The sequence below is a fragment of the Actinomadura sp. CNU-125 genome, assembly GCF_001942465.1.
In the GTDB taxonomy this organism is placed as follows: Bacteria; Actinomycetota; Actinomycetes; order Streptosporangiales; family Streptosporangiaceae; genus Spirillospora.
Window position 1 is genome coordinate 1 of the sequence record NZ_MKJY01000153.1, and the last position, 12,006, is coordinate 12,006.

The following is a 12,006-nucleotide window of genomic DNA, read 5'->3' on the forward strand; positions in this document are numbered from 1 at the left end:
CCCCTGGGGCTTCGCCCCTAGACCCCCCTTGTTTTCGTTAGGGCGTCTTCTGCGGCTTGGGCCAGGCGGGCGGCGTCTTCCTCGTCGTGGGGACCTACGGTGAGCGGACGGGCTTTGGCGCCGCGGTAGGCGGCTCTGCCCGGGATCGGGGCGTCGATGACGTCGATGATCGGCCGGATCGCGTCTTCGGGGTGTTGGCCCAGCAGCGGCCCCAGGACCGCGGCGGCGACCCTCATGCCCGCCCCCACTTCGCCCGCGAAGCTCGAACGGACCAGCCGGGCCGGTCCCCAGGTGACGTAGCCGAGGTCGGGGTTCCGGTCGGTGGCGAGGATCCCGAGCAGCTCGTTCGCCCGGCGCTGCTGAGCGTTCGACCGCTTGAACGTGAACCCGTCGACCATCTCCAGATCGTCGAACGCGATGGCGTCCGGGCGGGCGCCCGGGACGGCGGTGTTCACGATGACCGGCCTGTCGGCGGCGTGCAGGAGGTCGGCGAGCCGCGTCACGAACAGGTACTTGCTGAGGAAGAACAGCGCCCAGGACGCCTCGTGCCCCTCGGGGGTTTCGTGCCGGCGCTGCCGGACGAACGACGCCGCGAGGACGAGCGCGTCGATGCGTTCGTGGCTCCGCTTCAGCCGGTCGACCACGCGGCGGCCGTCCGCGAGGAGGGAGAGGTCGGCCGCGACGAACTCCGCCCTGGACGGTGCCGCCGCAGCCAGCGCCTCGAACTTGGCGCGGCTGCGACCGATCACCGTCACCCGGTCGCCCGCCGCGAGGTGGTGGCGCGCCAGGGCGGCGCCCATCCCGTCCGTGCCTCCCGTGATCACGATCGTCCGCACGGCCCGCTCCCGTCTGTTTCGGAACATGTGTTCCGGAACAACCTAGCATCGATGCGGAACATGTGTTCCGGATTGCTAGGGTGGGGACATGGCGGACGGGCGCAGGCGGCGGCGCGATGCCGTGGCGAACAGGGAACGGATCTTGAAAGCGGCGGAGGAGGCGTTCCGGCAGCACGGCCTCTCCGTCGACATGCGCGCCGTCGCGGCGGCGGCCGGAGTCGGCATCGGCACGCTCTACCGGCACTTCCCGACCAGGGAAGACCTCGTGCAGGCGGTTACCGGGGCCGACCTCGCCGCCCTCGCCCACCTCCCCGCTCGGACGTCCGCGATCGACGGGCTGCGCGAACTCTTCACCGGGGCGCTGGCCCGGCTCACCGCCAACAAGGCCATGATCGACCTGCTCGCGGGCGGACCTCCCACCGGATCCGATGTCGAGCGCTGCCTCGCCCATCTGCGGACCGTCGGCCGCGAAGCCATCGAGCGGTCCGCCACCGACCGCACCCTCGCCCCGGACGTGACCGCGGACGACATCGCCTACCAGCTGCTCGGCCTCATCCGGATCGTGCAGCTCATCCCCGATCCGGCGCCGGCCGCGATCGAGCATCAGGTCGACATCGCGCTGCGCGGACTGACCATCTCGACGCGTCCTTAGGAGTGTCTGCATGGCTCATTCGGTCGAGGACGCGTGGGCGCAGGGGGTCGCACGCAATCCGGCGGCCCCGGTGGAGATCCTGCTGAGGTTGCTGGAGAGGGGAGATTCGGACGTCCGATCCTCGTTGTGCAGCCGACGTGAGATGCCGGACGCCCTGTTCGAGGCGCTTCTCGGGCATCCGGACAGATCCGTGCGGAACGCGCTGGTCTTCAACTTCTCGATCGGCGTGGAGCGGCGCTCACGGCTCGCGGAGGATCGTGACGCGGGCGTCCGGGCTCGGCTGGTCGAGGAGTGCGGTTTCTGGTGCCGCTGGACCGCCGAGCGACCGCCGCTGACCGTCGAGGCGTACGAGCGGCTGGCTGCCGACCCGGTCGTCGGGGTCCGTGCGGAGGTCGCCATCCACCCCTACACCCCCGGTCATGTCCGTGCACTGCTCGCCGCCGATCCGGATCCTCGGGTGCGAGGTTGGCTCACGGTGAACTGGCGAAGCCTCGCCGACGAGGTGAAGGAGACGCTTCGCAACGACGCGGACGCCGAGGTTCGGGCCTTCGCCCGTCAAGCGGCGGGCGGGGTCGTGCCGCTCAAGCCCGTGGGCGCGGTGTCCGAGGAGGAACTGCGCGAGGGCGTCCTGCCCAGGCCGCTCGCCGAGAGCCTCGCCCGGGACGGCGACGCGCGCAGGCGCGCCGGGGCGGCGGGCAATCCGCACCTGCCCGCGGACCTCGTGGACGAGCTCGCCGCGGACCCCGATCCGGCCGTGCGGCTCGCGGTCTCGACACGGCCTGGGTTGAGCGAACGGGAGCGGGCGGAGATCGACTATCGCGACGACCCGAAGGCGAGGTTCAGTCCGCTGCCCTGGGTGCGTGCGTTGTGCGACGACATGCGGGCCACGCGGGAATGCGCGGTGTCGGCGCATCCCGCGCTGCGGCGCAGCGCCGCGTTCTGCCCGCACCTTCCGCCGGATCTGGTCGATCGACTGGCCGCCGACGAGGACGCGCTCGTCCGGTTGTTCCTCGCCGAGAACCACCCCGACCCGCCCGGTTCCGTGCTGCTCGGGGCGGTGCTCGAATTCGAGAGCTACACGGTCGACTCCCTGCCGCGGCATCCGAACTTTCCCCGGGACGCTCTGCGCCGTTTCGCCGACTCCCCGGATCCGCGGTTGCGGCGCTTCGCGATGCTCGACCCCGATGCCGCGCCCGGCGTCATCGAGCGGCTGAGCCATGACGAGGATCGGAGCGTCCGCGCCGTGGCGGCCGGTGACGTCCGGCTGCCGCTCGTCCGGCTGCTCGCCTTGCTGGACGAGCCCGAGACGGCGAGTGCCGCCGCGGCGAACGCCGCGCTGCCGGTCGAGGCGATGATGCGGGTGGTCGGCGGCTGAGGCTGGTTCGTGTCCGGCTTGCGTGGTTATGATCGCCGCACACGGCCCTAAGCAGCGGTTTCATGGAGGCGCCCATGTCCGGTTCGGTCGCTCGTGCCCGGCGGCACTCGTACGGGGATCTCCTGCATCGGACGGCGCGGCGGCGGCCGGCGAAGACGGCGATCATCGACGGGGACGTCCGGTGGACGTTCGCGGAGTTCGACGCCGCGGTGAACCGGACGGCGCACGCGCTCGCGGCGCGGGGGATCGGGAAGGGCGACCGGCTCGCGCTGGTGAGCCACAACCGCAGGCAGTACGCGGTGCTGGTGTTCGCGACGGCGAAGCTCGGGGCGGTGCTCGTCCCGGTGAACTTCATGCTCAACGCGGACGAGATCGGCTACATCGTCGGGCATTGCGGGGCGTCGGGGATCGTCGCCGAGGACGCGCTCGTCCCCGTGGCCGAGAAGGCGCTCGCGATCGCGGGCGTCGAGGGCGGCGTCCGCGGCGTGATCGGTGCGCCGGTCGAAGGGTGGGAGGACGTCGACGCGTGGGCCGCCGAGGGCGACGCGTCCGCGCCCGACGTTCACGTGGCGGACGACGATCCGCTGCGGCTGATGTACACCTCGGGGACCGAGTCGCGGCCGAAGGGCGTCATGCTGACCAGCCGGTCGCTGATCAGCCAGTACGTGAGCTGCATCGTCGACGGCGAGATGTCCGACACCGACGTCGAGGCGCACGCGCTGCCGATGTACCACTGCGCGCAGCTCGACTGCTTCTTCAGCGTCGACGTCTACCTGGGCGCGACGAGCATCATCCTGCCGGGGCCGGACCCCGCGCTGCTGCTGGAGACGATCGAGCGGGAGAAGGTCACGAAGCTGTTCTGCCCGCCGACCGTGTGGATCTCGCTGCTGCGGCATCCCGACTTCGACACCCGCGACCTTTCCAGCCTCCGGAAGGGCTACTACGGCGCGTCGCCGATGCCCGTGGAGGTGCTGCGGGAGCTGCAGCGGAGGCTGCCCGATGTCCGGCTGTGGAACTTCTACGGGCAGACGGAGATGGCGCCGCTCGCGACGATCCTGGGCCCGGACGAGCAGTTGGAGCGGGCGGGCGGCGCGGGACGCGCGGCGATCAACGTCGAGACGATGCTGGTGGACGACGACGGGAATCCGGTGGCCCCCGGGGAGATCGGCGAGATCGTCCACCGCAGCCCGCACGCGGCGCTGGGCTACTACCGCGACGAGGAGAAGACCGCGGAGGCGTTCCGCGGCGGCTGGTTCCACTCGGGCGACCTCGGGATCATGACCGAGGACGGCTACCTGACGGTCGTCGACCGCAAGAAGGACATGATCAAGACCGGTGGGGAGAACGTCGCGAGCCGGGAGGTCGAGGAGGCCATCTACGAGCTGGACGGCGTCGCCGAGGTCGCCGTCTTCGGCATCGGCCACCCGCACTGGATCGAGGCGGTCACGGCGGTGGTGGTGGCCAAGGCGGGGGCCGAGCTGGGGGTCGACGATGTGAACGCGCACGCCCGCGAGCGGCTCGCGCCGTACAAGCGGCCCAAGTACGTGGTGCTCGCCGAGGCGCTTCCCAAGAACCCCAGCGGCAAGATCCTGAAGCGGGAGTTGCGGGAGCGCCACGCCTCGTTGGCTCAGGAGTAGTCGAGGTGGGGGCCGAGGGTCAGGGCCAGGTGGAGGGTCAGGCGGTCCTGGCCGTCGGCGAGGTTGAGGGTCGTCAGCTCTTCGATGCGCCGTAGGCGGTGGTAGAGGGTCTGGCGGTGGACGTTCAGGGTGCGGGCGGTTTCCTGGACGTTGCCCGCGTGGTCCAGGTACGTGCGGGCGGTGGCCTCCAGGCCGGGGTGTTCGCGGAGGGTGCCGGGGATGCGGACGGCGTCGGCCAGCGCGTCGTCGGGGGCCGCACGCAGGAGGCGGAGGGCGCCCAGGGACGTCCAGTCGCGGGTCTCGCCCGGGGGTGCGACGCGCGCGGCGACGCGGGCGCGGAGCCAGCCCTCGTGGACGGCGTCGAGCGTGGACGATCCGTCGTGCAGGCCCGCGCGGACGGGCGTGCCGCGCTCTTCGAGGAGCCGCCGGGCCCGGTCGATGACGGGGCGGGGCGCGATGCCGGACGGGACGAGGAGGACGTGGTCGCGCTGCCAGAGGGTCGTGAGCACCGAGTGGGGGAGCATCCACGGGTTGAGGGGTTCGGGGGTGCCGGTGCGCAGGACGGCGACGGCGAGGGGCGGTTCGACGGCGGCCGACTCGGTGAGTTCGGCGGCGGCCTGGGCGCGGACGTCGGGTTGCGCGGAGAGCAGGTCGGCGACGCGCCAGCCCAGGTCGTCGCGTTCGCGGGCGCGGCGGGCCATGAGGAGGCCGGCGCGTTCGCACAGCGGCATGGCGCGGGCCGGGTCGGCGATCTTCTCCTCGTCGTCGAGGAACCACAGGTAGCCGTAGGTGACGTTGTTCCACCGGACGGGCAGGCAGAGGCGGCCGAGCTGGCCGAGGGCGGCGTCGGCGGGGATGCGGACGGGGCCGGTGGCGCGGGCGATGCCGTGCCGTTCGAAGCGGGTCCGGACGTCCTCGGTGGCGCGGCGGTGCAGGATCGACTCCATCCGGATCGGGTCGATCGTGTCGCCGTGCGCGGCGTAGGCGACGAGGTGGAAGTCGCGGTCTTCGAGGGTGGCGGGCGCGCCGAGGAGATCCGCCGCGAGTTCGACGATCTCCTGGAGATCTTGGGGCATGGGTCCTTGTGACGTTCGTATGAACTACTCGGCTGCCGAAAGTGGCATCTGACTATACGTGCTCGGACAGGGCCGGACTTAACGTGCGAAGTGTCCGCACGTACTTCGGAGGCCCTGATGCTGAGTCCGCTCCTTCTGGCGGCCGCGCGCAGTGAGCGTGCGCGCGGTCTCGTGACCGCGATACCCGTCACGCGGGGCGTCGTCGACCGGTTCGTGGCCGGCGAGCGGCTGGACGCCGCCGTCCGGACGGTCGGGGAGCTCGACCGGGACGGGCTGAAGGTGACGCTCGACCATCTGGGCGAGGACACCCTTGACCGGGCGCAGGCCGAAGCCACCCGCGACGCCTACCTGGCGCTGTTCGACGCGCTTGGCGAGCTGGCGCCGGGCGCGACGCGTCGCTGAAGCTGTCGGCGCTGGGCCAGGCGGTGGACGAGCGGCTCGCGCTGGACAACGCGCGCGAGATCTGCCTCGCCGCGAGCCGGGCCGGCATGACGGTCACGCTCGACATGGAGGACCACACGACCGTCGATTCGACGCTCGGTGTGCTGCGGGAACTGCGCGACGACTTCCCGTGGGTCGGCGTCGCGATCCAGTCGATGCTGCGGCGGACCGAGGGCGACCTGCGGGACCTCGTGGGGGAGGGGTCCCGGGTGCGGCTCGTGAAGGGGGCCTACGCCGAGCCGTCGTCGGTCGCCTTCCACGGACGGCACGAGGTCGACCGCGCCTACGTGCGGGGGCTGAAGCTGCTGATGGCGGGCGACGGACGCCCGATGGTCGGCAGCCACGACCCGCGGATGATCGACATCGCGCTGGCGCTGGCCGCCGAGCACCACCGCAAGCCCGACTCGTACGAGTTCCAGATGCTTTACGGGATCCGCGCCGCGGAGCAGCGGCGGCTGGCCGCGGACCACACGATGCGGGTCTACGTGCCCTACGGCGCCGACTGGTACGGCTACTTCATGCGCCGCCTGGCCGAGCGCCCCGCCAACCTCGTCTTCTTTCTCCGTTCGTTCGTCTCACGCTGACCAGGAGGCACATTCATGGACGCCGTCACCAACGTCCCGACGCCGGTGAACGAGCCGGTGCGGAGCTACGCCCCCGGCAGCGCCGAGCGGGCCCGGCTGGAGGCGAAGCTCGCCGAGCTCGACGGGGCGGGGCCGGTGGACCTGCCGATGACGATCGGCGGGGAGCGGCGGCTCGGCGCCGGCGCGAAGGTCGCCGTCGTCCGGCCGCACCGGCACGAGGCCGTCCTCGGGACGTTCGGCACGGCCACGCAGGACGACGCGCGCGACGCGATCGAGGCGGCGCTGCAGGCCGCGCCGGCGTGGCGGGCGCTGTCGTTCGACGACCGCGCCGCGATCTTCCTGCGGGCCGCCGACCTGCTGTCGGGGCCGTGGCGCGAGACGATCCTCGCCGCGACGATGCTCGGGCAGTCCAAGACCGTCCAGCAGGCCGAGATCGACAGCCCGTGCGAGCTGGCCGACTTCTGGCGCTTCAACGTCCACTACGCGCGGCGGATCACGGCCGAGCAGCCGATCTCCGGCGAAGGCGTGTGGAACCGGTCGGACCTGCGGCCGCTGGAGGGGTTCGTTTACGCGATCACGCCGTTCAACTTCACGGCGATCGCGGCGAACCTGCCGACCGCGCCCGCGATGATGGGGAACGTCGTGGTCTGGAAGCCGTCCCCCACGCAGACGTACGCGGCCGTCCTGACGATGCGGCTGCTGGAGGAGGCGGGGCTGCGCCGGGCGTCATCAACCTGGTGACGGGCGACGGGCTCGCGGTGTCGGAGGTCGCGCTGGAGCACCCCGAGCTGGCCGGGGTGCACTTCACCGGGTCCACGGCGACGTTCAAGCACCTGTGGAAGACGGTCGGCGCGAACATCGACAAGTACCGGAGCTACCCGCGGCTCGTCGGCGAGACCGGCGGCAAGGACTTCGTCGTCGCGCACCCGTCCGCCGACCCGGACGTCCTGCGGACCGCGCTCGTGCGGGGCGCGTTCGAGTACCAGGGGCAGAAGTGCTCCGCCGCGTCGCGCGCCTACGTGCCCCGGTCGATCTGGGAGAACGGCCTCAAGGAGCGGCTCGCCGAAGAGGTCGACGGGCTGACGATGGGCGACGTCGGCGACCTGTCGAACTTCATGGGCGCCGTCATCGACGAGCGGTCGTTCGCCAAGAACAAGGCCGCGATCGACCGGGCGAAGGACGACCCGTCGATCGAGATCGTCGCGGGCGGCACCTACGACGACACCGTCGGGTACTTCGTGCGCCCGACCGTGCTGGTGTCGGACGACCCGGAGAACGAGATCTTCCGCACCGAGTACTTCGGGCCCGTCCTCGGCGTCCTGGTGTACGAGGACGAGCGGTACGACGAGATGCTCGCGCAGATGGAGTCGGTGTCGGCGTACGCGCTGACCGGCGCGATCATCGCGAACGACCGCGCCGCCGTCGCGCACACCGCGCAGGTGCTGCGGTTCGCCGCGGGCAACTTCTACGTCAACGACAAGCCCACCGGCGCGGTCGTCGGCCAGCAGCCGTTCGGCGGCGCGCGCGCGTCGGGGACGAACGACAAGGCGGGGTCGGTGTTCAACCTGCTGCGGTGGACGTCGCCGCGTTCGATCAAGGAGACGTTCGTCCCGCCGGTGGACTACCGCTACCCGCACATGGGCTGACGCCCGTCCGGCGGCGCCCGCGCCCGGGAGAGGTCCCGGACGCGGGCGCCGGGCGGGTTCCACGAGTCAGATGGACAGAGCCGTTCGAGTGACCGCATAATCATTGATCGTGTTCACGAGATGCCGTCCCGCCGACAGTTCCCCGCCGTGCGACCGGGCACGGGCCGTCCGGAGGCGGGCGTGACGGACGGGCCGGGACTCGAAGCCGGCACCGAGCTCGACGGCAGGTACCGGCTGGAGAGCGTGATCGGCCGCGGCGGCATGGGCGAGGTCTGGCGCGCGGTCGACGGGAGCTGCGCCGCACGGTCGCGGTGAAGGTGCTGCCCGCCGAACTGGCGGACGTACCGGGCGCGATGGAACGTTTCGAGCGGGAGGCCGAGGCCACCGCCGCGCTCCAGCATCCCGGGATCATGGTCGTCTTCGACGTCGGCCGCACCGACGCCGGGCTCGCCTACCTGGTGATGGAGTTCCTCGACGGCGAGGACCTGCGGACGATCATGCACCGCAACCCCGACGGGCTCCCGGTGGAGGAGGCCGTCGACTTCGCCGCCCAGCTCGCGGACGCCCTCGCCGCCGCCCACTCGCGCGGCATCGTGCACCGCGACATCAAGCCCGCGAACCTCTTCGTCCTGCGCGACGGACGCCTCAAGCTGTGCGACTTCGGCATCGCGGGCCTCGCCGACGCCGCCACCAGGCTCACCCAGGACGGCGGATCCGTCGGCACGCCCCTCTACATGGCCCCCGAGCAGTTCCGCGGGGGAGCCGCCGACTTCCGCTCGGACCTGTACTCGCTCGGCTGCGTCCTCCACGAACTCCTCACCGGAAGCCCGCCCTTCCGCTCCGGGACCGGACTGCCCGGCCTCATGTACGCGCACCTGAACGAGCCCCCGCCGCTCGCCGGCGCCGCCCGTCCCGAGGTGTCCCCGCAGCTGGAGCAGCTCGTCCTGAACCTGCTCACCAAGGCGGTCGACCAGCGTCCGGCGAGCGCCGAGGCCGTCGCGTCCTTCCTGCGCGCGGGCGGCGAGGGCGCTTTGCCGACCGCGCGACGGCCGTCCCGCTGCCGCCGCCCGCGGGATTCCCGCCCGCGCCGCCGCCGCCCATGACGCTGCCGCCGGGCGTGCCGGCGAACACCGGGACCGCGATCCTGCCCGGGCGGCCCAACAGGGGCGGGCCGCCCGTGCGGGTGCTGGTCGCGGCCGGTGCGGCGCTCGCGGGCGTGCTCGTCCTGATCGCCGTCGCCGCCGTCGTCCTGCTCAACGTCCCGCCGGACGACAAGGCCGTCGCACAGACGCCGCGGACGACACCGCGGTCGACCTCGGCGTCCCCGAGCTCGACCGAGCCGCGCGTCCGCGAGGTCGTCTACAAGGTGACGGGGAGCGAGCCGAAGGTCTCGGTGATGATCATGCATCCGGACGGCGGCATGTCCAGGAAGACGGTGAAGACGCCGTGGAGCGAGAAGTTCGAGGTCACCGGGTTCACCTTCCTGAGCGTCACCGGGACGATCACGGGGCTGGAGGGCGGCGAGGTCGGCTGCAGCATCAGCGTGGACGGCGAGGTCGTGCAGAAACGTGACTCCGACGGGCAGTTCGCCAGCGTGAGCTGCCAGTACCAGGGGACGTTCTCCTGGAACGGCTACGGGAGCACCGCCCCGCCGACCGGCTGAGCCGCGCCCCGGGCCGTCCGGCTCAGCCGACGCCCGTCGCCGGGAGCGACACCCAGCCACGGGTGAACGGCGACGAGATCCGTTCCGCTTTCTCCAGGTCCACCCCGATGTGGGGGTGGGCCCGGAGCAGCTCCTCCATGGCGACCCGGGCTTGGAGCTTCGCCAAGTGCGAGCCGATGCAGAAATGGACTCCGCTGGAGAAGCCCAGATGGCGGGGGATCGACCGGGTGACGTCGAGCCGGTCCGCGGACGGGCCGAACTCGCGCTCGTCCCGGTTCGCCGACCCGTACAGCATCATCACCTTCTCGCCCGCCGGGATCTCCGTCCCGTGCAGCGTCACCGGACGCGTCGTCGTCCGGCCCAGCGCCTGCACCGAACCCTCCAGGCGCAGGAACTCCAGCAGCGCGTTCGGGATCAGGGACGGGTCCGCGGCGAGCCGCTCGCGCTGCGCGTGGTCGCCGTCCAGCAGCGCCACCCCGTGCGAGATCAGGTTCCCGGTCGTGTCGTTGCCGCCCGCGACCATCACGAAGCAGAAGCCCAGGATGTCCCAGTCCGTCAGCCGCTCGCCGTCCACCTCGGCGGCCGTCAGCGCGCCGATCAGGTCGCCGGACGGCTCCGCGCGGCGCGCCGCGATCACGTCGGTGAAGTACGCGAACATCTCCGCGACGGCGTTCGCCGCGTCCCCGGCCACCGACTTCAGCGCGAACCCGTCGTCCTGCAGCGTCGTCAGCGCCCGCACCCACGGGCCGAACCGGGCCCGGTCCGCCTCCGGGACGCCCAGCAGGTGCGCGAGCGCGAACGTGGGGAGCGGCGAGGAGAAGTCGCGGTGCAGGTCCGGGGTCCCGCCGTCGGCGGCCGTGCGCTCCATGTCCGCGATGCGCGCCCGGACGAACTCGCGGAGCGTCCCTTCGAGCGCGGCCGTCCGCCGCGGGGTGAACCCGTGGCTGACCAGCCGCCGCAGCGCCGTGTGCCGGGGCGGATCGAGCATCACGATCGTCGGCGCGAGGCCCAGCGTGCCGATCTCGTCCGGGTAGAACGTGAGGCCCTGCGCGGACGAGAACGTCTCCGCGTCGCGCGTCGCCGCCCACACGTCGTCGAACCGCGACAGCGTCCAGAACGGGGGATCGGCGTGCCGGTGGACGGGCTCGTCGTCGCGCAGCCGCCGGTACGCGGGGTACGGATCGGCCTGGAAACGCGGATCGAACGGATCGTAGGCGTCCGCCATCGCGGCCCTCCCGAGGTTGTAACGACCTCCGTTATTAACGTCCCCTGTTAGTATCATCGGGTGCCCAGAGACGCAAGCGCCACCCGCGAACGCCTCCTCTACGCCGGCGCCCGGCGCTTCGCCGTCGACGGCATCGACGCCGCCCGCACCCGCGACATCGTCGCCCACGCCGGCCAGAACAACGACTCCGCGATCACCTACCACTTCGGCTCCCGCACCGGACTCCTCGAAGCGATCCTCCGCGCCGGCGTCCACCGCATGGAAACCATCCGCCGCACCGACCTCGATCCCGCCGACCTGCCCCGCATCGTCGCCGCCATCGTCGAACCCACCGCCGCCGAACTCCGCACCGACCACGGCCGCGACTTCCTCCGCATCACCGCCCAACTCGCCGGACGCGCCGGAATCCGCGACCACCGCCTCCCCGAACTCCTCCACGGAACCGGCCTCGCCCGCCAACTCCAACTCCTCGAAACCGCCTGCCGCGCCGCCCTCCCCGAACCCCTCGCACTCGAACGGATCTCCAACGTCATCGGCTTCCTCACCACCGCCCTCGCCGACCGCGCCGTCCGCGCGACCAAGGCTCCCTCCTCCCGCACGACGCCTTCGTCACCGACCTCACCGCCATGCTCACCGCCGCCCTGCAAGCCCCCGTCCAGACCACCGCAACGCCCCGCCCCTAACCAATTTGCGCAAGCCCCCCGCGCCCCATAGAGTTAAGACATCAACGCGACGCGGGGTGGAGCAGTTCGGTAGCTCGCTGGGCTCATAACCCAGAGGTCGCAGGTTCAAATCCTGCCCCCGCTACGAATCTGGGAATCCCCTGGTCGGAAGCTTCGCTTCCTTCCAGGGGATTCTTCGCGTTTTGCAG

At 71.8% G+C, this 12,006-nt stretch carries 10 protein-coding genes, 1 tRNA gene and 2 pseudogenes; 10 read left to right on the forward strand and 3 right to left on the reverse strand.

Going from position 1 to position 12,006, the window contains the following annotated elements; all coding sequences use genetic code 11:
• Window positions 1-17: 17 nt before the first annotated feature.
• The gene (locus BJF79_RS18945; RefSeq protein ID WP_075899213.1) at window positions 18-863 is read right to left on the reverse strand and encodes an SDR family NAD(P)-dependent oxidoreductase; all 846 of its coding nucleotides are present in this window, start codon (window positions 861-863) and stop codon (window positions 18-20) included.
• Between the two features lie 115 nt (window positions 864-978).
• On the opposite strand from BJF79_RS18945, the gene BJF79_RS18950 reads away from it, so the two are divergent.
• The 3 genes from BJF79_RS18950 to BJF79_RS18960 all read left to right on the forward strand — a co-directional run bounded on the left by BJF79_RS18950 (window position 979) and on the right by BJF79_RS18960 (window position 4,500).
• Window positions 979-1,488: a TetR/AcrR family transcriptional regulator gene (locus BJF79_RS18950; RefSeq protein WP_262402259.1), complete on the forward strand. Its 510-nt coding sequence runs from the start codon at window positions 979-981 to the stop codon at window positions 1,486-1,488.
• 10 nt (window positions 1,489-1,498) lie between these two features.
• Entirely contained in the window at window positions 1,499-2,863 is a 1,365-nt protein-coding gene (locus BJF79_RS18955; RefSeq protein WP_075899217.1) for a hypothetical protein, read from the forward strand.
• A gap of 74 nt (window positions 2,864-2,937) precedes the next feature.
• Window positions 2,938-4,500: an acyl-CoA synthetase gene (locus BJF79_RS18960; protein ID WP_262402260.1), complete on the forward strand. Its 1,563-nt coding sequence runs from the start codon at window positions 2,938-2,940 to the stop codon at window positions 4,498-4,500.
• On the opposite strand, the gene BJF79_RS18965 is transcribed toward BJF79_RS18960, so the two are convergent.
• Window positions 4,491-5,576, reverse strand: a complete 1,086-nt coding sequence (locus tag BJF79_RS18965) for a PucR family transcriptional regulator (protein ID WP_075899221.1) — start codon at window positions 5,574-5,576, stop codon at window positions 4,491-4,493. The genes BJF79_RS18960 and BJF79_RS18965 overlap by 10 nt on opposite strands.
• A gap of 117 nt (window positions 5,577-5,693) precedes the next feature.
• On the opposite strand from BJF79_RS18965, the pseudogene BJF79_RS18970 reads away from it, so the two are divergent.
• From BJF79_RS18970 to BJF79_RS18990, 5 genes and pseudogenes are all read left to right on the forward strand, one after another.
• Window positions 5,694-6,601 (forward strand): annotated as a pseudogene (locus BJF79_RS18970) (proline dehydrogenase family protein).
• Between the two features lie 15 nt (window positions 6,602-6,616).
• Window positions 6,617-8,247 (forward strand): annotated as a pseudogene (pruA, locus tag BJF79_RS18975) (L-glutamate gamma-semialdehyde dehydrogenase).
• A 147-nt stretch (window positions 8,248-8,394) separates the two neighbouring features.
• Window positions 8,395-8,562, forward strand: coding sequence for a hypothetical protein (locus BJF79_RS55560; RefSeq protein ID WP_158079230.1), 168 nt, complete (start codon window positions 8,395-8,397; stop codon window positions 8,560-8,562).
• Window positions 8,559-9,350: a serine/threonine-protein kinase gene (locus BJF79_RS18985; protein WP_075899225.1), complete on the forward strand. Its 792-nt coding sequence runs from the start codon at window positions 8,559-8,561 to the stop codon at window positions 9,348-9,350. Before BJF79_RS55560 ends, BJF79_RS18985 begins: the two co-directional genes overlap by 4 nt.
• On the forward strand, window positions 9,347-9,910 hold the full coding sequence (locus BJF79_RS18990; protein ID WP_075899227.1) for an MmpS family transport accessory protein: 564 nt from the start codon (window positions 9,347-9,349) through the stop codon (window positions 9,908-9,910). The genes BJF79_RS18985 and BJF79_RS18990 overlap by 4 nt, the downstream gene beginning before the upstream one ends.
• Window positions 9,911-9,932: 22 nt before the next feature.
• Here the strand turns inward: BJF79_RS18990 and BJF79_RS18995 are convergent, their stop codons facing one another.
• On the reverse strand, window positions 9,933-11,135 hold the full coding sequence (locus BJF79_RS18995; protein ID WP_075899229.1) for a cytochrome P450: 1,203 nt from the start codon (window positions 11,133-11,135) through the stop codon (window positions 9,933-9,935).
• A 60-nt stretch (window positions 11,136-11,195) separates the two neighbouring features.
• On the opposite strand from BJF79_RS18995, the gene BJF79_RS19000 reads away from it, so the two are divergent.
• Window positions 11,196-11,849 carry a TetR/AcrR family transcriptional regulator gene (locus BJF79_RS19000; RefSeq protein ID WP_262402261.1) on the forward strand — a complete coding sequence of 218 codons (654 nt, stop codon included), beginning with the start codon at window positions 11,196-11,198 and terminating at the stop codon, window positions 11,847-11,849.
• Between the two features lie 19 nt (window positions 11,850-11,868).
• Window positions 11,869-11,942, forward strand: a tRNA-Met gene (locus tag BJF79_RS19005).
• The last annotated feature ends 64 nt before the right edge of the window (window positions 11,943-12,006 follow it).

Bases quoted from the DNA above. Each gene is read 5' to 3' on its own strand.
- BJF79_RS18960 (WP_262402260.1), top strand. From the start codon at position 2,938: ATGTCCGGTTCGGTCGCTCGTGCCCGGCGGCACTCGTACGGGGATCTC.
- BJF79_RS18965 (WP_075899221.1), bottom strand. From the start codon at position 5,576: ATGCCCCAAGATCTCCAGGAGATCGTCGAACTCGCGGCGGATCTCCTC.
- BJF79_RS18945 (WP_075899213.1), bottom strand. From the start codon at position 863: ATGTTCCGAAACAGACGGGAGCGGGCCGTGCGGACGATCGTGATCACG.
- BJF79_RS18995 (WP_075899229.1), bottom strand. From the start codon at position 11,135: ATGGCGGACGCCTACGATCCGTTCGATCCGCGTTTCCAGGCCGATCCG.
- BJF79_RS18990 (WP_075899227.1), top strand. From the start codon at position 9,347: ATGACGCTGCCGCCGGGCGTGCCGGCGAACACCGGGACCGCGATCCTG.
- BJF79_RS18955 (WP_075899217.1), top strand. From the start codon at position 1,499: ATGGCTCATTCGGTCGAGGACGCGTGGGCGCAGGGGGTCGCACGCAAT.